General features: G+C 59.0%; 17 protein-coding genes. 9 read left to right on the top strand and 8 right to left on the bottom strand.

Annotation, left to right across the window (positions count from 1 at the left end; genetic code table 11):
- The 4 genes from BM062_RS09415 to tssJ all read right to left on the bottom strand — a co-directional run.
- On the bottom strand, nt 1-407 hold a 407-nt coding region (locus tag BM062_RS09415; RefSeq protein WP_254785018.1), incomplete at its 3' end, for a contractile injection system protein, VgrG/Pvc8 family.
- 61 nt (nt 408-468) lie between these two features.
- The gene (icmH, locus tag BM062_RS09410; protein ID WP_092396100.1) at nt 469-1,245 is read right to left on the bottom strand and encodes a type IVB secretion system protein IcmH/DotU; all 777 of its coding nucleotides are present in this window, start codon (nt 1,243-1,245) and stop codon (nt 469-471) included.
- A complete protein-coding gene (gene tssK / locus BM062_RS09405) occupies nt 1,242-2,588 on the bottom strand; it encodes a type VI secretion system baseplate subunit TssK (RefSeq protein ID WP_092396098.1) in 1,347 nt (448 codons plus the stop codon). Before tssK ends, icmH begins: the two co-directional genes overlap by 4 nt.
- A gap of 67 nt (nt 2,589-2,655) precedes the next feature.
- Complete coding sequence (tssJ, locus tag BM062_RS09400; protein ID WP_092396096.1) at nt 2,656-3,255, bottom strand: type VI secretion system lipoprotein TssJ; 600 nt, start codon at nt 3,253-3,255, stop codon at nt 2,656-2,658.
- Nucleotides 3,256-3,516: 261 nt separating this feature from the next.
- Here tssJ and BM062_RS09395 point away from each other — a divergent pair, with 261 nt between their 5' ends.
- The 9 genes from BM062_RS09395 (at nt 3,517) to BM062_RS09355 (ending at nt 13,241) form a co-directional block, all read left to right on the top strand.
- The gene (locus BM062_RS09395) at nt 3,517-4,107 is read left to right on the top strand and encodes a tetratricopeptide repeat protein (RefSeq protein WP_092396094.1); all 591 of its coding nucleotides are present in this window, start codon (nt 3,517-3,519) and stop codon (nt 4,105-4,107) included.
- A gap of 66 nt (nt 4,108-4,173) precedes the next feature.
- Nucleotides 4,174-4,683: a type VI secretion system contractile sheath small subunit gene (gene tssB, locus BM062_RS09390; RefSeq protein WP_014004068.1), complete on the top strand. Its 510-nt coding sequence runs from the start codon at nt 4,174-4,176 to the stop codon at nt 4,681-4,683.
- A 1-nt stretch (nt 4,684) separates the two neighbouring features.
- Nucleotides 4,685-6,172 carry a type VI secretion system contractile sheath large subunit gene (gene tssC / locus BM062_RS09385; protein ID WP_092396092.1) on the top strand — a complete coding sequence of 496 codons (1,488 nt, stop codon included), beginning with the start codon at nt 4,685-4,687 and terminating at the stop codon, nt 6,170-6,172.
- A gap of 23 nt (nt 6,173-6,195) precedes the next feature.
- On the top strand, nt 6,196-6,687 hold the full coding sequence (locus BM062_RS09380) for an Hcp family type VI secretion system effector (RefSeq protein WP_092396090.1): 492 nt from the start codon (nt 6,196-6,198) through the stop codon (nt 6,685-6,687).
- Nucleotides 6,688-6,749: 62 nt separating this feature from the next.
- Nucleotides 6,750-7,241, top strand: coding sequence for a type VI secretion system baseplate subunit TssE (gene tssE, locus BM062_RS09375; RefSeq protein ID WP_092396088.1), 492 nt, complete (start codon nt 6,750-6,752; stop codon nt 7,239-7,241).
- Between the two features lies 1 nt (nt 7,242).
- Complete coding sequence (gene tssF, locus BM062_RS09370; protein ID WP_092396086.1) at nt 7,243-9,087, top strand: type VI secretion system baseplate subunit TssF; 1,845 nt, start codon at nt 7,243-7,245, stop codon at nt 9,085-9,087.
- Complete coding sequence (tssG, locus tag BM062_RS09365; protein WP_092396084.1) at nt 9,051-10,133, top strand: type VI secretion system baseplate subunit TssG; 1,083 nt, start codon at nt 9,051-9,053, stop codon at nt 10,131-10,133. Before tssF ends, tssG begins: the two co-directional genes overlap by 37 nt.
- Nucleotides 10,134-10,157: 24 nt before the next feature.
- Nucleotides 10,158-12,860, top strand: a complete 2,703-nt coding sequence (gene tssH / locus BM062_RS09360) for a type VI secretion system ATPase TssH (RefSeq protein ID WP_092396082.1) — start codon at nt 10,158-10,160, stop codon at nt 12,858-12,860.
- Nucleotides 12,861-12,872: 12 nt separating this feature from the next.
- On the top strand, nt 12,873-13,241 hold the full coding sequence (locus BM062_RS09355) for a hypothetical protein (RefSeq protein WP_092396080.1): 369 nt from the start codon (nt 12,873-12,875) through the stop codon (nt 13,239-13,241).
- Between the two features lie 141 nt (nt 13,242-13,382).
- Here BM062_RS09355 and BM062_RS09350 read toward each other — a convergent pair whose 3' ends face one another.
- Genes BM062_RS09350 through BM062_RS09335 form a run of 4 tightly spaced genes read right to left on the bottom strand, consistent with a single transcriptional unit; the run spans nt 13,383 to nt 22,369 of the window.
- Nucleotides 13,383-13,868: a hypothetical protein gene (locus BM062_RS09350; protein WP_092396078.1), complete on the bottom strand. Its 486-nt coding sequence runs from the start codon at nt 13,866-13,868 to the stop codon at nt 13,383-13,385.
- On the bottom strand, nt 13,859-18,460 hold the full coding sequence (locus BM062_RS09345) for an RHS repeat-associated core domain-containing protein (RefSeq protein WP_092396076.1): 4,602 nt from the start codon (nt 18,458-18,460) through the stop codon (nt 13,859-13,861). Before BM062_RS09345 ends, BM062_RS09350 begins: the two co-directional genes overlap by 10 nt.
- A 13-nt stretch (nt 18,461-18,473) precedes the next feature.
- Nucleotides 18,474-20,102 (bottom strand): tetratricopeptide repeat protein, encoded by a 1,629-nt coding sequence (locus BM062_RS09340; protein WP_092396074.1) that lies wholly within the window; start codon nt 20,100-20,102, stop codon nt 18,474-18,476.
- A gap of 23 nt (nt 20,103-20,125) precedes the next feature.
- A complete protein-coding gene (locus tag BM062_RS09335) occupies nt 20,126-22,369 on the bottom strand; it encodes a type VI secretion system Vgr family protein (protein ID WP_092396072.1) in 2,244 nt (747 codons plus the stop codon).
- Nucleotides 22,370-22,620: the final 251 nt, after the last annotated feature.

Raw genomic sequence — 22,620 nt, 5'->3', positions numbered from 1 at the left:
TCGCTCTGTTCGCGCAGGGTCTTGCCGTGGAAGATGTAGTTGTCCTTGCGCAGGCGCAGGTACTGCAGCCACGGACCTAGCCTGGCTTGATAGAAGCTGACGCTGCCGTCGGTCTTCACTAAACGGAATTCAAAGCAGTAGCCGCTGAAGTAGCGCAGGCTGCCGTCGGCGCGCACCAGCTCGACGCTGAATAATTTACCCTGCAAATCCTTGAGCGCCAGGCTGGCGTCGTCCGACAGCAGCTCTACCGTGAACGCAAAATCGCGCGACAGGCTTTCCACGGCATCGAGCTTGTTGACCAGCAGCTGTGCGGATGGGCCGTCGTCATGCGGAAACGAGAGGCGCAGGATCCGATTGGTCTGGCGCCCGCCTATGAGGCTTTGCAGGCTCTGGAGTACGTTGCTCATGCGTGTCCCAACGTGCCCGGAATGCCGGGCATTAAATAGTTAATGCCTCAGGCAAATCCGATCAAGGCAGGGTAATGGTCAGGTAGGACGCGCGCGGCGCCAGCTTGACGATGTCGCTGTAGCCGCTGATGCTCGATGCGGTAGCGCGCGACAGCATGGTGTTCAGCGCAAAATAGCCGCCAAGTCCGATCAGGGCAAACACCGAACACAGCGCCCACAGCGGCACTTCATTGCGCAGCTTGTGGCTGACCTGGTCCGGCCGTTCCCAGTGCGGCGCGAAGCCGGCGCTCTTGCCTTTCATGCGCGCGATCTCGTCACCCAGGCGGGCCGTCAGGTAGTTCAGTTTTTCCGGGCCTTCGATGATGTACTTGCCCTGGAAACCCAGCAGCAGGCACATATGGAACACTTCCAGCGCCTGCAGGTGCTGTGCGCCTTTAGCGCGCAAGTCTTCCAGGCGCGTAAAGAAGTGTTCGCCGGCGAGCTGGTCGCCGAACAGGATCAGCTGCAGAGGCCGGCGTGCCCAGGCATCGCGGATATTGAATTGCGAATGCAGGATGTTCTCGTCGACGGCCGCGCAGAATGCGTATTTTGCAGCGTGGACGTCTTCAGCCGATACATCCAGCTTCTTTGCGCCGCGCTCGAAATCGCTGAGGAAGCGCTGCATCTTCGACGTGAAACCGGCTTCGTCGACAGGCGCGCAGCGGTTCTTCAACAGGAACAAGGCGTAGAAACCGTCGTACATCAGGTCGAGCAGCGAATTGGCGGAACTGGTGTCTGCCGCTACGTATTGGCCGGCGGCGCTGTCGCCGAGCAGGGAAGGGGCTGATGGTCTGTTCATGATGTAACCGCTAAGAGCTCAAGTTTAAGGTCGTTGATGCCGGATGGTACATAAATCGAGATCGACTGCGCCTGCAGCATGCGATCATACAGGGCTCCCTTGTTTTCCAAGGCGAAATAATAAGTGTCCGGCCGCACCGGCAACGCCGCCGGCACCTGCGGCGAGTGCGACAGCTTGACGCCGGGCATGGCCGACAGGACGAATTTATCGACGTCGTCGGGCGCGCCGATCTTGAAGCGCAGCGGCACGATATCGACCAGTTCGATGGCCGGCATGCTGGCGTTGACCGCCAGGTAAAACGCGGTCTTGTCGTCGATCTTGCCGGAGTCGAGCATGCCGTGGTGATGCGAAGGCTTGTTCTCCGACAGGGCGATCGAGAAATAGCGCGAGGAAATCACGGTGTCCAGCAGCTCGCGGATGATGCTGTCGAGCTTGGCGAAACATGGTCCGGGATCCTGGTGCTGGTATACCGGCAGGTCCGACAGCGCATAACTCTTGGAAAACGTCATCAGCGCGCCGGCCAGGCTCAGCAGCTGTTCGTACAGCCGTTCCGGATGAAACGCCGGATTGTGGAAATAGTGCGTCAATCCGGCAAACGCCGAACTCGCGGTGTGCAGCAGCCAGAAGGAAGAGATATCGCCGGAACGGAATTCGATGACATTCTTGCTTGGCTCGCGATGATGACCATACAGCGCGCTGACCTTGGCTTGCAGCGCATCCATCAGGCGCCGCAACTGGATATACAGCGCCGGTGCGCTGCGGATCGTCAGGCTCGGCGCGACGAAGGTCGGGTCCGGCTCGAAGCCGCCGGTCGAAATGCGGCGCAGCTTGATCAGCGGAAAACTGATCAGCGAGTCGCGCGGATCGAGTTCCGACACCAGGCGCACCGATTTCTTCAGGTAGGTCAGCTCGGCTTCCGCCGCTTGCGTGAACAGATCCGGCGTGGCCGAATTGTTCTGGGCGTAGCGGGTCGAGTTGCTGGTCTGGCCCAGGGGCGAAAAATTGCCGCCGAAGCCTTTCATGTATGGCAGGGCCGCGTAGTAGGTAATGGTTTGCTGCGCATGCGGGATATCGCTCAGGTCGACCACTTCCGGCAGGTCGTCGTCTCCAGGCGCGTTATAAATCTCGCCGTCCTGGAAAATCACCGACAGCTCGGACAGCCGCAAGGTATTGTTGGCCAGCGCATCGCGGTCCAGCTGCACCGTCATCACGCCCCAGGCATACGGATGCAAGGCGTTGGTGGTCTCATGCAGGCGGTTTTCGTGATACCGGTCCTGCTGCTGGAAATGCTGGGGCCGTAAAAACAGGCCCTCGCCCCATAGAATTTTCGATGTTCGATTCACGTATTTACTCGCATGTCATTTTATTCAAACCATCACGCAAAATCCGCGTGGCGCTAGCTGGACCACGCTAGCCGCATGGGGCCGGGGTTAAAAGTTTAGTCGCGGCGGCGGTTTCCGCAACCGTGACGCCGGTGCCGACTGTCAGCGCACAGGCGTTCGCGCCGATGGTAATGCCCGATTTTTCAGCAGGTTCGGTCGGGAAAGTCATCTTCCAGCGTTGCGCCGCAGGTTTGCGGAACAAGGCTACGACACCGACAAAACCCGCTTCCCTGGTGACCTTTTCGCTGACTTCATAGCGCTGTCCCGGCACCAGTGTTATTTCCTTGACTTCGAGCAGGTCGGCGCCCAATACGTCTTTTTCTTTCTGCGGATTGGTAAATGTATCGTATGTTGCCTGTTGGAAAGCGCCATTTTGTCGTAACTTATATACTCTGGCGACCAGGGCAAGCGGCGTGCCGGAGCTGTCGGCATTCAAATTGCTGCCTGCATGCAGCTTGATCGCTATGGTACGGGGCGGTTTTTGCGCGTCGGGAACCTCTGGCTTGGTAATGCCCGACATCTCCAGTACAGAGCTGGCGACAGAGCCAAGTGCGGAAACGGCGCCTGCGGCGCAACCAGCAAGACTCAGTATTGCTGCCAGCGAAACTAACAGAGATAAGGGGCGCATTAAAATCGATCTTTATTTGGGTTGCAAAATTATCGGATAAATAATAAGGTCTCGGATAATATTTTTTTGATAATACTGTATAAAATAATAACAACCTCAGTTGTCGCCTAGACACATAGTATGGGTCTGGACTAAACTTGTTGCAATGGTGTAACCAAAGTTCACAAATTTTGATGTAGATTGGCAATATGATATCTGCATCTGCCGGGTTTTGTTAAGATTCGGCTATTTAAAAGTTGCCACATAGAAAGCGAGTTTACGATGAGTCAATGGAAAAGCAAAATTATCTACGGCGTGGCCTTGGCGTGTCTGGTAAGCGCCTGCGCAACCCCACCTGCGGTCGATCCCGCAGCAAAACTGGATTCCATAGTGGCTGAAGCCGACGCCGCACAAAAAGCCGGACAGACCGACAAGGCTGTTAAATTACTGAAAGACGCGACCGGCGCGTTTCCTGCAGACAAGACACCATGGATACGCCTGGCGCAAATCCGTTTCGATGCGGAAAACTATGGCGACGCCATTTCATATGCGCTGGAAGGCTTGCAACGCGATCCGAAGGACAAGGTTGCCAACAGCATAGTCGCGGTAGGCGGCCTGCGGTTATCGACCAAGGCTCTGAACGACCTGCGTACACAGAACGATTTGAACGGCAATGTCCGCAACGAAGCACAGGGACTGGCCAAAATCCTGCGTGAAAGCCTGGGCGAGACAGTATTGGTGCCATCCCGTCCAAAAGTAGTTGCACGTCCGGCGCCGGCGGCAACGACCGCCAAAAAAGGCGCAGCTCCAGCCAAACCGGGCACGCCTGAACCTAGCGGCGATGGCGCCAATCCATTCGGATCGTTGCAGTAACTCATATGATTCCTGATCCCGCCAGGCGGGGTCGGGGCTTGATTATTCGGTATCAGCGGGGGTTTTATGGCTAAAAAAGAGAGTACTCAAAAACGTTTGCAGAAAGTCCGTCCACCACGGGTGCAAATGACCTACGACGTTGAAATCGGCGACGCCATCGAGCAAAAGGAATTGCCGTTCGTGATGGGCGTGATCGGCGATTTCAGCGGCAAGTCCGAGGTAGCCCAGACCAAGCTGAAGGACCGCAAGTTCGTCAACATCGACAATGACAACTTCGATGAAGTGATGAAAGGCGTCGAACCGCGAGCCGCTTTCCGCGTGCCGAACCACTTGAGCGACGCCGGCGGCGAGTTCGGGGTTGACCTGAAATTCAAGTCGATCGACGATTTCCGTCCGGAAGCGGTGGTGCAGCAGATCGAGCCGCTCAAGCAGCTGCTCGAAGCCCGCACCAAACTGGCCGACCTGCGCAACAAGCTGGCCGGCAACGACAAGCTCGAAGATATCCTCAACGATGTGCTCAACAGCACCGAAAAGCTGGCGGCGTTAAGCAAGCAAACCAAGAAGCAAGGAGACTGAGATGTCCTTTCAGCATAATTCTGCGCCAGCCGCAGGGGCGGCCGTAGAAGAATCCGGTTTGCTCGACCAGATCGTAGAACAGAGCAAAGTCGCCAAGTCCGGCGCCGAGCACGACCGCGCCAAAGACATCATTTCGGAACTGGTGAACCAGGTCATGCAGGGCACCGTGGTGGTGTCGGCCAACCTGTCGGCCACCATCGACGCCCGCGTGGCCGAGCTGGACCGCCTGATTTCGGCCCAGGTCAGCGCCGTGATCCACGCGCCTGAATTCCAGAAACTGGAAAGCAGCTGGACCGGCCTGCACTACCTGGTGTTCAACTCGACTACCAGCCAGAACCTCAAGATCAAGGTCTTGAACGCGACCAAGCGGGAACTGGTCAAGGATTTCCAGAGCGCCCTCGAGTTCGACCAGAGCGCGATCTTCAAGAAAGTCTACGAAGAAGAGTTCGGCACGTTCGGCGGTGCGCCGTTCGGTTCCCTGATAGGCGATTTCGAAATCACCCGGCAGCCGGAAGACATGTATTTCGTCGAACAGATGTCGCATATCGCCGCGGCTGCCCATGCGCCGTTCATCAGCTCGGCCTCGCCTGAACTGTTCGGCCTGGAAACCTACAGCGAACTCGGCAAGCCGCGCGACCTGGCCAAGGTGTTCGAGACCGTCGAATATGCCAAATGGAAGTCGTTCCGCGAATCGGAAGATTCCCGCTATGTCGGCCTGACCCTGCCGCGCTTCCTGGGCCGCCTGCCGTTCAATCCGAAAGACGGGCAGACAGTTGAAGGTTTCAACTTCGTGGAAGATGTCGACGGCACCGACCATTCCAAATACCTCTGGTGTAACGCAGCGTATGCCTTCGGCACCAAGCTAACCAAGGCGTTTGAAGATTTCGGCTGGTGCGCGGCAATCCGCGGCGTCGAAGGCGGCGGCCTGGTGGAAGACTTGCCGACCCATACCTTCAAGACCGACGAAGGCGAAGTCGCACTCAAGTGCCCGACCGAAATCGCCATTACCGACCGCCGCGAAAAAGAATTGAGCGACCTTGGCTTCATTTCGCTGGTGCATTGCAAGAACACCGACTACGCAGCCTTCTTCGGCGCCCAGTCGACGCAAAAAGCCAAGAAATACAATACCGATTCGGCCAACGCCAACTCCGTGCTGTCAGCCCAGCTGCAGTACATTTTTGCCGTATCGCGTATTGCGCATTACATGAAATCGATGATGCGCGACAAGATCGGCAGCTTTGCTTCGGCAGGCAACGTGGAAGACTTCCTCAACCGTTGGCTGACCCAGTATGTGCTGCTCGATGACAATGCCAGCCAGGAAGCCAAAGCGCAGTTTCCTTTGCGCGAAGCCTCGGTGCAGGTATCCGAAGTGCCGGGTCGTCCGGGCGTCTACCGTGCGGTGTCGTTCCTGCGCCCGCACTTCCAGCTTGACGAACTTTCAGTTTCATTGCGCTTGGTTGCAGAATTACCGGCGTCAACCAAGTCTTAACTTAATTCACGAGGGGTATCACCATGGCAATTGACGTTTATCTGCAAATCGACGGCATCAAGGGCGAGTCCACGGACAGCGCGCACAAAGACTGGATCGAGTGCAAATCGGTACAGTGGGAAGTGCTGCAGCCGAAGTCGGCGACTGCATCGACCGGCGGCGGCCACACAGCCGAACGCTGCGAGCACAAGGATATCGTGATCACCAAGATCGCCGACCTGGCGACACCGCTGCTGCTGCAAAACTGCTCGTCGGGCAAGACCATTCCAAAGGCCAAGTTCGAATTCCTGCGCGCCGACGGCAAGGGCGACCGCATCAAGTACTTCGAAATCGAACTGGTCAACCTGCTGATTTCGGATGTCACACCATCGGTCCAGGAAGGCGACGTGCTGAGCGAGAGCGTCAGCCTGAAGTACTCCCAGGTCAAATGGAAGTACACACAGCAAAAAATCGGCGGCGGTTCGGGCGGCAACACTTCCGGCGGCTGGGATCTGTCGACCAACAAAATCGTGTAATTTTCCTGTATCGATAAAAGAGCCGCATGCTGCGGCTCTTTTTTTCTCTTGAATGGTAAGCGATGAAAGGTTTCACTCCCGGATTGTTTGACCGATTGATGGGCGGCGACGGCACGCCTGCGCAATCCGACCTGGTGGTGCGTTTGTCGATGGATGCCTTGAAAGACACGGTCGCGCGCGACCTGGAGGCCATGCTGAATACCCGCACCGTGATTCCCGAAGAATTGCTGAAGAATTTCCCCGAATGCAGCAAGTCGATCCTGACTTACGGCTTGAACGATTTTTCCGGCATGAGCCTGGCCAGCCTGGATGACCGCGCTTATATCTGCCAGTGCCTGGAGCAAGGCATTGCGCGCCACGAGCCGCGCCTGCGCAATGTCCGCGCCTCGCTCGAGCTGCGCGAAGGATCGATCAACCGCTTGAATTTTGCGATTGCAGCCATGCTGGTGGTGGGGCCGGCCAAGGAAGCCGTGAGCTTCGACGCCGTGCTGCAGCCCTCGACCTTGCAATACTCAATCAGCAGAGCACGCCGCGCAGCGCGGATGGACGGTTAACGTGGACGAACTACTTCCCTATTACGAGCGCGAGCTCGGTTTCCTGAGGCGCTATTCGCGCGAGTTTTCCGAGCGCTACCCGAAGATTGCAGGCCGCCTGCTGATGTCCGGCGAGGTATCGGAAGATCCGCACATCGAACGCATGATCCAGTCGTTTGCGCTGATCAATGCCCGCACCTCGAAGCGGCTGGACGACGACTACCCTGAATTTACCGAAGCCTTGTTCGAGGTGCTGTATCCGCACTACCTGCGGCCGTTTCCTTCCTGCTCGATCGCGCGCATGGACTACAGCGTCGCCGCCGCACAGCTGACTACCGCCATGCCGGTGCCGCGCGGCACCGAACTGACGACGCGCCAGGTCAAGGGCGTGGCCTGCAAATTCAAGACAACCTATGAAGTCACGGTGGCGCCGGTGCTGCTGTCGCACGCGGTGTTCGATCCCATCATCGAACCGCCGGACGCCGTGCTGTTGCCGCCGACCGCCAGCTCGCGCATCGGCATCACCTTCGAGAGCACCGCAGAGCAAGCCGGTTTTGCCGAACTCGGCGTCAAGACCCTGCGCGTCTTCATCGACGGCGAACCATCGTTCTGCGCCGCCTTGCGCGATACCTTGTTCATGCGCACCCTGCGCGCCTATGTCGAAGTCGGCAAGAGCGGCCGGTGGCATGCCGTGAACAAGATCCCGGTGACGCCGGTCGGTTTTGAAGAAGACGAATCGCTGATCGACTTTCCGGCACGTTCGCATCCCGCCTACCGGCTGCTGACCGAGTATTTCTCCTATCCCGAGAAATTCAATTTCTTTGACGTCGATGTTGCCGAAATCACAAAGCTGCTGCCGGCCGGCTGCAAGAAATTCACCCTGCACCTGGTGCTGTCCGGGCTGCGCGCCGATTCCAACACCGCGCGCATGCTGGGCACCTTGTCGACCAATAACCTGCTGCTAGGCTGCACCCCGGTCATCAACCTGTTCAAGCAGCGCGGCGACCCGATCCGCCTGACCCATACCAGCGCCTATTACCCGGTAGTGGGCGACTCGCGCCGCGCCTATGCCTATGAAGTGCATTCGATCGATTCGGTGCAGCTGGTGCGGCAAACGCCGGAAGGTGAATCGATTACCGAATTCCGGCCGTTCTATTCATTGCGCCACGGCGAAAGCGCGGACAAGGCCGGCCATTACTGGGCCATGCGGCGCGACGAAATGGTCGCGGCGCGCAGCCCCGGCTATGAAACCGAAATTTCCATCGTCGACATCGATTTCGACCCGGCCGCCATCGAAACCGACACCCTGAGCATCGAGCTGACCTGCTGCAACCGCAACCTGCCTGCTTCGCTGGCATACGGCCTGGCCGGCGGCGACCTGTTCCTGGAAGGCGGCTCGCTGGTGAACGCCATCAGCTTCTTGCGGAAGCCTTCCGAACCTTGCCGTTTCGAGCGCGGCCGCGGCGCCCACTGGCGCCTGATTTCCCATCTGGCGCTGAACCACCTGTCGCTGGCCAAGGGCGGCCTGGAAGCCCTGCAGGAAACCCTGAGCCTGTACGACTTGCCGCGTTCGGCCATCTCGCAGCGCCAGATCGGCAGCGTGGTCGGCATCGAGCACAAGGCCGCCACCGCCTGGCTGCCGGGCAATCCGTTCGCCTCGCTGGTGCGCGGCATCGAGATCAAGGTGACACTGGACGAAGAAGGTTTCGTAGGCAGCGGCATCCATGTATTTGCCAATGTCCTGGATCGCTTCCTCGGCCTGTATGTGCATGCCAACAGCTTTACGCAATTGGTGATAGCTTCAAAACGAACAGGTGAGGAGATACTGCGATGCTTACCGCGCAGCGGAGATTCGAACCTAGCGTAATCCAGCGCCTGCTCGACAAGCCGCATCGTTTCCAGTTCTTCCAGGCGGTGATGATGCTGGAGCTGTGGCTGAAGCAGAACGGCGTCCCGCATGAGGAAGCGGTCAGCGATTTCCTGCGTTTCCAGAACACGGTGTCCCTGAACTTTCCGCCGAGCGAGATCGAAGCGCTGGAAGTGTCGCCCAAGCTGACCCGGCAATCGGTGGAAGAACTGCTGGAAGCGCTGCAGACCAACCAGCTCGACAACATCGCGCTGACGCCGGCGTTCATCGGCTTTTTAGGCAGCAACGGCACGCTTCCCAGTCACTACTCGGAGCGTATCGCCGCGCACCAGCTGTATGAAAAGGACCACGGCCCGCGCGCTTTCCTGGATGTTTTCTCGAACCGCAGCGTTGCCCTGTTTTTCAAGGCCTGGCGCAAGTACCGGTTGGAATTCAAGTACCAGGTCGACGGCAAGGACAGTTTCCTGCCGCTGCTGATGTCGCTGGCCGGCCTTGGCCACCGCACTTTGCGCGGCCGCATGTCGGAAGACGGCGCCGGCCTGCTGGACGAATCAATCGGGCATTTTGCCGCCGCCATCCGGCATCGGCCGCCGTCCGCGGCGTACATGCAGCGGGTCTTGCGCGAATATTTTTCGGTGCCGATCACGATCGAGCAGTTTGTCGGCCATTGGTACAACGTGCCGGTCGACCAGCAAACCGTGCTGGGTTCGACCAACGCCCTGCTAGGCAGCGTGGCAATGGTGGGCGAACGGGTATGGCAGCGCGACCTGCGCATGCGCCTGAAAATCGGCCCGCTGGCCAAAAAGAAGTTTGAAAGCTTTCTGCCCGGCGGTGCGGCCGCTGTCGGACTGCAAAAAATACTGGCGATGTTTACCAGCGTCTTCCTGGAATATGAAATACAGCTGATCTTGCGCGCGGACCAGGTGCAAAGCGTCAGCCTCGGTTCCGACCCTGAAAGCGGGCGGCTGGGCTGGGATACCTTCGTCACCAGCAAACCGGAAGAAAACGACCGCACCGATGTCTGTTACGAAATTCACTCACTTTGACCATGCATGGATGGGAAGGCTTCAATGAGCATTAATCTCAAAACCTTAATCAGCAAACTGAACGACACCTCACGCCTGGCAGCGGAACGCGCGGCAAACATCTGCGTCGGCCGTGGCCAATATGAAGTGGATATCGAACATCTGTTCCTGGCCCTGCTGGAACAGCCCAAGAGCGACTTTGCGGTGATTGCGCGCAAATCCGGCATCAGCCTCGCTGCGCTGGAAAGCGACCTGCAGGGCGAAATCGACCGCTTCAAGAACGGCAACGCGCGCACCCCGGTATTTTCGCCGCACCTGCCCAAGCTGTTTGAACACGCCTGGCTGATCGCCTCGCTGGACAACCAGTCGGGACGCATCCGCAGCGGCCACCTGCTGCTGGCGCTGCTGACCGAACCGGACCTGGTGCAGCTGGCCTACCGCGGCTCCAAGCTGTTCATCAAATTCAAGCTGGACGACCTCAAGCACGACCTGGAAAAACTGACCGAAGGCTCGCAGGAAAGCGCGTCCGCGGATGGCGGCGTCGCCCCGGCTGAAGACCAGGGCGGCGATCCGGTGCAGGACCTGACCGCCAAGGGCGAAGCCTCGAAAACTCCGTCGCTCGACAAATTCACCACCAACCTGACGCAGCGCGCGCGCGAAGGCAAGGTCGATCCCGTGATCGGCCGCGATACCGAAATCCGCCAGACCATCGACATCCTGATGCGGCGCCGGCAAAACAACCCGATCCTGACCGGCGAGGCCGGCGTCGGCAAGACCGCGGTGGTGGAAGGCCTGGCGCTGCGGATTGCGCAAAAGGACGTGCCCGACGTGCTGCAGGGCGTGGAACTGCATACCCTCGACATGGGCCTGCTGCAAGCCGGCGCCAGCGTCAAGGGCGAGTTTGAAAACCGCCTGAAAAGCGTGATCGACGAAGTCAAGAAAAGCTCGCACGCCATCATCCTGTTCATCGACGAAGCCCACACCATGATCGGCGCCGGCGGCCAGGCTGGGCAGAACGACGCCGCCAACCTGCTGAAACCGGCGCTGGCGCGCGGCGAACTGCGCACCATCGCCGCCACCACCTGGAGCGAATACAAGAAATACTTTGAGAAAGACGCCGCCCTGGCGCGCCGTTTCCAGGTAGTGAAGGTCGAGGAACCGAGCGAAGAACTGGCTTGCGCCATGCTGCGCGGCATGGCGCCGCTGATGGAAAAACACTTTGGCGTGCGCGTCTTCGACGAAGCCATCACCGAAGCGGTGCGCCTGTCGCACCGCTACATCAGCGGCCGCCAGCTGCCGGACAAGGCGATCAGCGTGCTCGACACGGCATGCGCCAAAGTTGCGCTGGGCCAGAACGCCACGCCGGCCCTGATCGAAAACATCGTCAAGAAACTGGACCGCCTGGTAGCCGAGCTGAATTCGCTGGAACGCGAATCGAATGCCGGCGGCAAGCACGCTGAACGCTTGAAAGAATTGCGCGAGCTGCAGGCGAAACTGACTGCGGAGCTGGCCCTCCACAGCGAACGCTGGGAAAAGGAAAAAGCCCTGACCGACCGCATCAAGGCCGCCCGCACGGAACTCGAAGCAACGCCGGCGGCGGAACAGACCCCAGCCGACGATGCGGCCAAGCCTTCCAAGAAAGCAGCCAAGGACAGCAAGGAAGCCCAGGAACTGGCGAAACTGATCGAGGAACTGAAAACGCTGCAAGGCGAAACACCGATGGTCCCGGTGCAGGTCGACGGCCTGGTGGTGGCGGAAATCGTCGCCAGCTGGACCGGCATCCCGCTCGGCAAGATGGTCAAGGATGAAATCAAGACCGTGATCAACCTCGGCGCCCTGCTGCATGAACGGGTGCTGGGCCAGTCGCACGCGATCGAAGCAGTGGCGCAGCGCGTGCGCACTTCACGCGCCAACCTGGACGATCCGAACAAACCCAAGGGTGTGTTCCTGTTCGTCGGCCCGTCCGGCGTCGGCAAGACCGAGACCGCGCTGGCGCTGGCCGATGTGCTGTACGGCGGCGAACGCAAGCTGGTCACCATCAACATGAGCGAATACCAGGAAGCGCACAGCGTCTCCGGCCTGAAAGGCTCACCGCCGGGTTATGTCGGCTACGGCGAAGGCGGCGTCCTGACCGAGGCGGTGCGGCGCAATCCGTACAGCGTGGTGCTGCTGGACGAGGTGGAGAAAGCCCACCCGGACGTGCTCGAACTGTTCTTCCAGGTGTTCGACAAGGGTGTGCTGGACGACGCCGAAGGCCGCGAAATCGACTTCAAGAACACCATCATCATCCTCACCAGCAATGTCGCCTCCAGCCTGATCATGCAAAGCTGCCTGAACAAGGCGGCGGCGGAACTGCCGAGCACCGACGACCTGGAACAGGCGATCAGGCCGCAGCTGGTGAAAGCCTTCAAGCCGGCTTTCCTGGGACGCCTGAAAGTCATTCCTTACTACCCGATTTCGGACGACGTGCTGGTCGAGATCATCAACCTCAAGCTGGGACGTATCCAGAAACGCATCGCAGTCAACCACAAAGCCGAGTTCAGCTACGACGAGCCGCTGGTCGAAGCGGTGCTGGCGCGCTGCACCGAAGTCGATTCCGGCGCCCGCAATGTCGACAATATCCTCAACGGCACGCTGCTGCCGGAAATTGCCGAAACCGTGCTGGCCAAGATGGCCGAAGGCGGCAGCATCGCCAAGATCAAGGTCACCGCCAACAAGCAGGGTCAATTCAAATACGCGATCAAATAGAACGGAGAAAACATGGATGCAGCAACCAAGCAGAAAATCCTGAAGCAGTGCTATTCGAAGCGCTTCGACGAGAAATACAGCCGCAAATTCCAGTACCAGGACAAGGCCACCGATGTGCGCAACTACGTCAAGCTGACGCCGGCGGACATCATCGACTTGCTCGATACGGCTTCCGCTTCGGCGCGTTCACAGGCGCGCCTGCTGCTGCAGCTGATGCAGGGACGGCCGTGGCTGCCGTCGGCGACGGCGCATGAAGGCGGGATCGGGGATCAGCGCGGGGTGGATAACAACCTGCACATCACGCTGAAGGTGGGGGACAAGAGTTATCACTTGCGTTGCAAGGAGCAGCCGGCTCTTCACGTTATCCAGATTACCGGATAAGAGTCGGGGTCTTTCTGATTTATTCACCCAGTACCGAATGGATCAGAAAGTTCAAGCACGGGATTTTAGCTGGCATCGTCCGACTACGGTCTGGACGATGAAATGGCCGGCGGACGTGATGGGATCTGAAACCGATTGGTGTTACTCATCGCTTTGTATTTTTACATTCCACGGCTCAGAAACCGGAAACTTCCAAAAACGATCATGGGTGGACGTAGCAATGATCGAATTACCCTGCATCCTCAATTCGTAGAAAGGGTTGGATACGGTAAAGAACGCGGACCAGATTAAGGAATCGCCTTTAATTACCGCCACGAATCCCTCGTTTCCCATCCCGCCTTCTCCGCAAATTGCATAGTAGTCAGGCTCATGAGCAACAACGCGGTTTTGCCTTGGTTCTATCTCTACAAATTCGTGCTCAAATTTCATGAAACTTGAAATCGATGATTCGCAGATCGGGTAGACGTGGTGCTGCAGCACGCCACCTATCCTGAAGGAATTCTCGCCCATGGCTATCATTGTGCCGTCGCCAATTACTACTCCTGAAAAATGCGGCAGCAAACCCTGTTTCCAATTATCTTGAATAACTGAGTCATTATATTTTTTGTTGAAATCGATCATCTGCATCCTTCTCCTTTTATATAAACCTTCGGCTTGTTAGGCGATCCTTCCGCCGGCAACTGTATTTTCGGCAAACCCGAGCCTTTAGGGCTTGAAAACAACCTCTTTTTCAAAGAGTTTCCCCAAGTAGTGGTGGTGCCAGGCTTTATATCATCTAAATTGACTCTATGAATCGGCACTTTAGCAACTCCTGCATTCTGTGCCGCCAAAAGCCGCCGATTATCGAATGACACCAGCTGTCCATTTACCTCCACAACCGTAATGATGCTGCTTTTCGGATGCATTGGATCCGATACCCTTTCCCAGTCCCACTCATTATTGCGCATCGCCCTTTCGTATTCTTCAGTTTCTCCCTCTACATATCCCTGGGAAAAATTAAGCGTACTAGGGTCAACCCACTCAATACCACTCAGGCCGAGCGGATCAATCCAGCCAATCGCATTGCGCGCATATTGATAGAAGTTCTTTCCACCAGCCAATCCAATCGGATCTTGCCCGACAAACTGCCCGATATGAGGATCGTAGTACCGATGCCGGTTGTAATGCAATCCGGTTTCGGTGTCAAAATACTGCCCCTGAAATCGGATCGGATTGTCGATTGTATGTACATGGAAGCTCTGTACCGCACCCCATGCAGCATGACTGGCCGACCAGACAATCCGCCCGTCGCTGTCAGTCAACCTGGTGGGACAGCCGTTGCGATCGTTGTGATAGTGGAAGACGCCGCTGCCTGGCGCTTCAGGAGCTGATGCTGTGTCACTGGTCCTGATCTCTTGCGAATTACTTGCCGGCGTCGACATCGGGAGCGCTGCACTGGAAATGCCGCCAAGCCGCATTCCGGCGCCGAAACCAATCTGGCCTGGCGCTTTGGCATCAGCCAGACTTAATTGGCGATTCCCCTCTTGGAACAAGGGTGCGCTCCAGCTCTGCTGCCCCAGTGGGGCGCTGCCTAAACCGCCCATGCCGCCAAGGCCATTGGCTGGCGGCGAGGACGGCACGGTAACCGGGGCAGCGACTTGTGTTGCCTGTTGCGGCACGACGGGCTTGACGTCCTTTTTTTTTGCCGTGGTAACCGCAGGCAGTCTGGCGGCCTTGGCATGGCGGTCAATCAGTGCCAGCGGCACAAACGTGCCCGGATAATAGACATACTCCCGTGCCAGGGCATGCAAGGTCTTCAGCTCCGTGAGCCGTTTGCGCACCGCTATCAAATCAGCCACATTGCCAGCCAGCCAGATATCGGCGCCTGAAGCGGCATTGGCTTGCTCCACTTCGCCCAACAGAGCATCGCCATCCCAGAAGAACCAGGTGGTGCTGCTCGGACCGCGTTTGAACACGCGTCGCCCCAGCGGGTCGTAACCGTAGCGGGTCACTTGCCCGTCTTGGCGACTTTCGACCAGACGTTGATTGGCGTCCCAGCGCAGTTGCAATGCAGAGTCCGCAGCCGACGAGTCTGATGACGTCGGACCGGCCCCGCGCTGTATCAGATTGCCAGCACGATCGAATACATAGTGTGCTCCTGCATAGCTACCTTCACGGCTCCACAGGAATCCGGCCTGCCCTTCGCCGCCTGCAGCCTGCTGCATTTCCATTTGTCGGATCCGCGTACGCAAACGGTCACCGGCCGGATCATTGAGAAAATCCGTGACGCGGCCGGCAGGGTCGGTATGACGCAAGATGTTGCCTAACGGGTCATAGTGGTATAGATCAGCTCCGTACTCGCTGTCGTTGCGCCGGGTCTGGTTGCCGGCGCGGTCGTACTCAAAACTAGTGGCGAATAACGGAGCCTGGTCGCGCAATACGGTCTGGGCGGTCATATGGCCCGCCGCGTCATAGCGCAACTGCCGCTGGACGCTGCTGCTCAATTGCTCTTTGACGGCGCGTCCAAGTACGTCGCGCTCGATCAAGACAGGTGATTCGTCATTGATGGCAATCGTCGCCACCTGATCGCGTAAATCGTAGGTAGCGACAATCTTGTTGCCGGCGCTGGATTGCCGTGACAGCCGGTTGCCAATCTCGTCGTAACCGTACTCGATCTGAAAACCGTCCTGGATTTCTTCGATAAGGAAACCGTCGCCATTGAACTTGCGCTGGACGTGCCGGTGCGCATTCCGCGTTTCAATCAATGCGCCGTTCTTGTCGTAGCTAAAAAATTCGCTGATTTGCCGGTTTTGGTGATCGCAATCGGGTAAGGTTTTTTTTGTAATACGCCCCAAGCGGTCGCTAGTGTAGGCGATGACGCGGCCCAATGGATCGGTGGCGCTGGACAGGTTGCCGCCGGCATCATAGCGATAACTGCGCGACTGCCCCCAATAATCGCACTCTTCAACGATGCGGCCCAGCGCATCACGTTTGAGCAGATAATTTTCCTTGCGCTGATTGAGCAGGCCGATCAGTTGTTCTTCAGTATCGTAGAAGTATTGGAAAACGTGGCCATCGGCCTGTATCCGCTTGGCGAGCTGGCCGGTTCCGACATACTCGAGCCGGGTGCGAGCGCCGTTCTGGTCGATATAGCTAATGAGCTGGTCTTCTGCGTCGTAGTCGCAATAGACGCCGCCATCGGCCTGATGCATCTGTAACAGACGGCCTTTGGCGTCATGGCGATATTCGATGACGTTGCCGCCAGCATCGGTGCGACGCTTCAGGTTACCCAAGGCATCATGTTCAAAGCAGGTGCTATGGCTGAGGGCGTCCGTCAGCCGCGAGATATTTCCGTAACGATCGAAGGCCAATGCTGCGACGGCGCCACGCGGATTGGTATGCGTTGCGAGCTGGCCATAGGTGTCGTAGGTAAACCGGGAAAGGGCGCCCATGGGGCTGCCTTGCTCCAGCAGCAAACCTCGTTCATCCCAGCTGCGCTGCACGCTCCGCCCGGACGGGTCGACCACCTCGATCACATGATTGGCGTCGTCGTAAGCCATGGCGATGACACTGCCGTCTGGCTGCACCAGCTTCAGCAGGTTTCCACGCTCATCAAAATCAAACTCCGTACGCGCTCCGGCGGCATCGACCATGGCTGTAGTCCGCCCTACCTCATCGTACTCAAATATGGTGACGCCGCCCAAGGCATCGATTTCGCACAAAGGCAGGTTATTGTCATCGAACTTCACTAACGAAGTATGGCCAAGAGAATCGGTTACGGCCGTTTCACGCAACAGAGTGTCGTACACAAAGCGATAATCATGCAATCCCTGGTCGCCCCAGGCGCGCACTACACGCCATTCGGCATCATATGCATAATGAAAAGACAGCCCAAGACGATCGGCGTGGCGCACCATATGATGACGGTCGTAATCGAAAACGCGGGCCGCACCGAGGGCGTCGACAGCCGCGATCAAGTCATGGTTTTGATATTTGTAGCTCACCAGCGGATGCGTCAAGCCAGTGGCCGGATCATGCAGGCTGAGCTGGTGAATTTGTCCAGCGAATTCATGCACTTCGATAAAACGCCCCGGCAACTCGTTGATGCCGCTCTCTGCGATCCTTGTCAAATGACCGTCGACCCGCTCGAATCGCCAGTGATTGCCGCTCAGATCCTCGATCCTTTCGACCTGCAGATGCAGAGCCTTATGCAACGGCGAGAGGTTCAGTGCGGGTTTGCGAAAAACGTAACGCAAATCGTCTTTGGTGACGACTTGCAGTTCATCTATGCCGTCATTGTTAACCCAAACCAATCTTGCGCCATCGACAAATTCGGTCACCGCGTGTTCAACCCCAATCGCTTGCGGCGATTGTGGAAATACCGCCGCGCCGCTAGCCTCGAAAAACAAGACCATGCCATCCGGCTCGATTTCCAGCCGAAAATCCGCAGGCGTCTGCCAGCCGTATCCGCATACGCCTTGGTGGTTATTATTCGACGAATAAGCGCGACTCCAGATCAGGGGCAAACGTCCCGGTATCGCAAAATCCTGATGCGAGAGAGCGACGCTGCCGTCACGGATATCGACCGGCTCGGCGCGCAGCACTTTGCATTTCAAGAAACTCGGCTCCATATTCTTGAACAGCTTCTGCCGCGCCTTCTTGAAGGCTTCAGCCGCCCGCTTGTAACCCTTGGTGCCGCGCAGTGCCTTGAATCCTTTACCTAAGGCAGCGAGTCCCAGCCTGGACGCAATTGCCATCATGGAGATCGTCGGCGGCCCGCCGATGAATACGCTATCGGGTATCGCCAGGTTGACCGAGGTAGGCAAAGTCATCGACAGATGCGGCTTGGATGGCTTTTTCAGGCGGAACGGCGGCACCATGCCGACTACGCTGCAATCCAGCACCGGCATGCCTAGGCGCGAGAATGGCGAATCGTCGGCGAGTACGGTCTTGCTGCCCATGAACAGCTCATCATCGAACTGCGGTCCGCCGGGGGCGCGCAGGAACGGCACCCACAGCGCCAGCGGGATATGCACCGACAATCCTCCGGTCCCCGCGGTGGCGCGCTTGACGCCGGCTACCTGCACCGTGGCGCCGATGAATGGCAGGTAATCGAAGGGATCGAGCACCATCGAGATGTGCGCGGTCGGCAGCGGCACCGGCGGCGTTCCCGGCACCAGTTCGTACATGTGGATGTCGATCCCGATTTGCGGATCGAAATGCTTGGCGGCGTTAGTCATGGACCTGTCTTCCTCAAGCTGTCACTGCAGAGGCGCTCGGTTGTACTGGAGCGGCATCATTGATCAGACCCGATGGATCGGGCAGCTTGGTGAATTGCGGCGGCTCGCTCCATTCCGGCACATCCTTGTCGAGCGGATGCTTGACCTCGGGCAGGCCATTCCAGAGCGGATTGAGCAGCTCGCGCGCCAGCGCCACCACTTTGCGGAAAAATTCGTCGCCGCCTGCGATCAGGTGTTCGCGTTCCTGGCGCTGGCGCTGGAAACCGCTTTCGAAACGCGCGTGCATGGTGCTTTCGATTTTTTCCAGGTCGGCCGGCGAAGGCTGTGCGCCAAGCTTGCCGGCTTGCTGTTCGGCTTGCAGGTGCGCTGCGGCGACGGCGGCCTGGTAATCGGCCGCGCAGCGCTCCAGCTTTTCGGTGCGTCCCGGATCTTGCAGCCGCAACAGGTCCTGCAGGGCCAGCGCCATGGTGGTGAGCGGACGCTCGGCAGGGTCGATGGCTTTTGCGGCGCGCAATGCCAGGGCGCCGTGGTCGCGCGCCGGTTTTTCCTGCCGGGCTTGCGCATAACAATAGCCGGCCATGCGGAAACCTTCGATTTCAAACATGGGATTGGGTACGCGCTGCGCCTGTTCCGCGGCGCTGCGGTAGGCTTGCGCCGCTTTTTCAGGCTGCTTCGCAACCAGCCATACGCCGGCTTCGCCGAACCAGGTCTGCATGATCAGGTCGGCCGCCATCGGGTGTTTGTCCTGTTCCGCCTGGGTGGCGCATGTGCGGGCGTCGCGATAGCGCTTGATGGCGTCGGCATAGTTCTTTTCTTTTACATAGGCGCCGGCCACCGCCATCTGCAGCACTACCTGCTGGTCCGGCCATTGCTCGCGCTGTGCGATCTGCATGGCCTTTTCAGCGCGCGCCGCAGTTTGTGCCGCACTGCCCTTTTCCACCAGGGTGATAACGTCGGTGAGCAGCTGGCGGTAAGCCACCGTCGGTCCTGAACCGCCAGCTTGCGCCACCGTTTCGCGGGCGATGTCGAACATGTCGATCGGCGCTTCCACTACGCGGACACGGGCGCCATGGCGCTGCGCCAGTGCCTGCCAGCGGCGATCGGACAAGGTGTCGACCAGCGTCAGCCGTACTCGGCTCGCATCCGACGCCAGGCCGGGACTATGCAGCGCGGCATCCAGCCAGACTTCCCAGGCGTCCTGGCTGGCCACGCCATTCGGCGCCAGCACCGCGTTCACGTAGCGCAAATGCGCTAGCTGCGCCTGGTGATGCTGCGCGAATGAAGCCAGAACGGCCATTGTCCCGGATGCCGAATCGTGATGAGGCAACCGGGTGAATGGCCAGTCTGCCGCCACGCCTTGCTCACGCAGGCTGTCCTTGCTGTCGATATAGCTGTCGGCCAGGGCCTGGCGCAATGCGCGGCTGTAGCCGAAGCCAGTGTCAAACGGCGCATCGAAGCGCAGGAACAGGTCCGGCGTGGTCCAGTCGCCAGGATGTTGCTGCATCTCGAAAAACGCTTGCAGCATGCGGTCGGCATTGTCCGGGATGCGCCACACCAGCACCCGCATTTGCGGATCGTCGGTGTGTTCCAGCCACAGGTTGCGCAGGGTGTCGACGCGCTTTTCGACAGGATTCTTCGCCATGCTGGCGTCCTTTCGGTAAGGTCTTAGCTGTTCAGGTTGATCTTGCTGCCATTGATCGACACGCCGCCGCCGTTGATCTTGATGATCGAGCCGCCTGCCGTGATGGTGATTTCGCCGGCGTCGATGCTGATGCCGGCGCCGCCGACGACAAGGTCGACCTTGCTGCCGGAAGCAATGGTCTGGTCGGAGCCGGAATACACCGTGTGGGTGCCGGACACTTCATGCTGCATGTTGCCGGTCACCGACAGCAGGCGCGGTCCGGTATTGCCGTCTTCCACCGGACCGGCGACCGTGCGCTTGTCGGTGCCGGTCACCGTCACTTCGCGGCCGGCGTGCATGGTGTCGCTGACCGCGCCGGTAACGGTATGGGTGAGCGTACCGGTGATATCCCTTTTCCAATTGCCGCTGGTGCTGCCGCTATAGTTGCCGACCAGGCTGCTGCCGTAATCGCCGGTGATGTTTTCGTTATAACCCGCGGCGGTAATGGTCCGTTTCTGGCCGGCCTGGTAGGTCTGCGTCACAGCGCCGGTAACGGTGGCGGTGGACGTGCCGGTGACGGTGCGGGTATCGTTGCCGGTCACCGTGGCGCCGCGGTTGCCGCCCACCGAGATATCCTGGTTGGCGCCGACATTCAGGCTGTGGTTGACGGCAACCTTGGTCGCCTTGTTGTTGTTGACGGTGCTGTTATGGTCGTTCAGCACCGTCACCGCCATGTCGCGCTGGGCATGCATGTTGAGCAGTTCGCTGCCGCCGGTGTCGTGCATGGTGACTTCGTTGAAGCCGCCGCCGCGCACGGTCTTGGAGCGCATGCCGCTCACTTCCTGGCCGAACGGCGGCATGTTGTCGGCGTTGTAGACACGGCCGGTGATGATGGGCCGGTCCGGATTGCCGTCGAGGAAATCGACCACCACTTCCTGCCCCACGCGCGGCGCCGAGACGCCGCCCATGCCGCTGCCGGCCCAGGGGCTGGCGACCCGCACCCAGCAAGAGCTCTGGTCATTGAACTGGCCCAGCCGGTCCCAGTGGAACTGCAACTTGACGCGGCCGAATTTGTCGTGCCAGATCTCCTCGCCTTTCGGTCCCACCACGGTCGCCGTCTGCGGCCCCGGCATGCGCGGCCTGGCGGTGTCGCGCAAGGGCCGGTAGGGAATCTTGCGGCGCAGGGCGCTGACCTCGACCCGGTACATGCAATCCTGGGCTTCGCCGAAATCGCTGGAAAAATTGTTGCGGGCGTCGTGGCTGACCCGCAGCGCCATGAAACGGTGTTCGGTCGGATCGTCCCCCTCGTGCTCGAAATGGCCGGCCAGGTCGAAATAGCGGCCGGCCACCAGCTCCCGGGTAGTACCGGCGCCTTCAAACAGCTTGGTTTGCCAGCCGGCTTCCTCGGCGCGCACCGCGGTCAGCTGCTCGCCGACCGAGCTGTTGCCGTAGCTGGCCGCGCCGTCGTAAGCATAGCGCTCGAACTGGGGTAAGGTGCCGCGCGGAGCATCGTTCTTCAGTTCGACCGCGAGCGGATTGCGCGGCTGCTTGAAATCGAAACTCTTGATGCTGTGCACGGAAGGCCCGACCCGGCGCCGCGGCCGCCAGTCGTCCAGCACGTCGCTGGCCTGCAATTCCTGGTTGGGCTGGAAACGCACCGTGGCGTCGCCTGCCAGCGGCTGGCACTGGGTCGAATCGTCGGCCAGCACCAGCTTGTGGCCACTCTCGCTGTGCTCGAAGCTGTAGTAGATGCCGGCGTCCTCCAGCAGGCGCGAGACGAAGGTGAAATCGGATTCGTTGTACTGCACGCAGTACGGCAGTTTCGGATAACGGCCGGAGACCAGGTCGACACGGTAGTCGGCCAGCTGGCCGTACTTGCTGAATACTTCCTGTGTGATTTCCAGCACCGACAGGTCCTGGAACACGCGGCAGTTGCTGGCATAGTCGAGGAAGGAAAACCACGGCGCCAGCTGCGCCTGGTAAGTGGCCAGCCCGCCGTCGCTGCCGGTACGGCTGAACTCCTGGACAAAACCGTGGAAATGGCGCTCATCGGCTGCGGTCAGCATGGTCAGCAGCACCGGCTGCCCGACCAGCTGCTTGAGTTCAAGCTGGTCGTAGGGCGACAGCAATTCAAGGGTCAATTGGAACGGCTTGGACAAGGCTTCGCTGCCGTACATCCGGTGCACCAGCAGCAGATCGGCATCGAGCGGTGTCTTGATACGGACCAGACGCCGGTCCTGGTTGAAGCGGCCTACCCGGGCCAGCATTGCAGAAGGGTTTGGATACATTGGCACTCTCCGTTTTGCAGAAGGAATGGCTTTGCATAGAGCTGCTATTTAAGCCGCGATCCTGAATAAGGACGTCGGCTTTGCCTGTGATAACCGCGAACAATTACGCGGCAGCAATATTGCCGATTTGAAATTATATCGGTATTTAAGGTGGTCGCGGCGCCGTGTCTGAATAATTTACAGCGCTGGGGTTGCCAGCGAGTGACAGCGGCGGCGAGGCGGCGTCCGGCGTGCTGAGCCGGACCGCAGTG

The organism is Collimonas sp. OK412 (assembly GCF_900112135.1).
Taxonomy (GTDB): domain Bacteria; phylum Pseudomonadota; class Gammaproteobacteria; order Burkholderiales; family Burkholderiaceae_D; genus Collimonas; species Collimonas rhizosphaerae.
The sequence above is the reverse complement of the archived record's forward strand: the minus strand, read 5'-3'. Positions and strand labels throughout refer to the sequence as shown.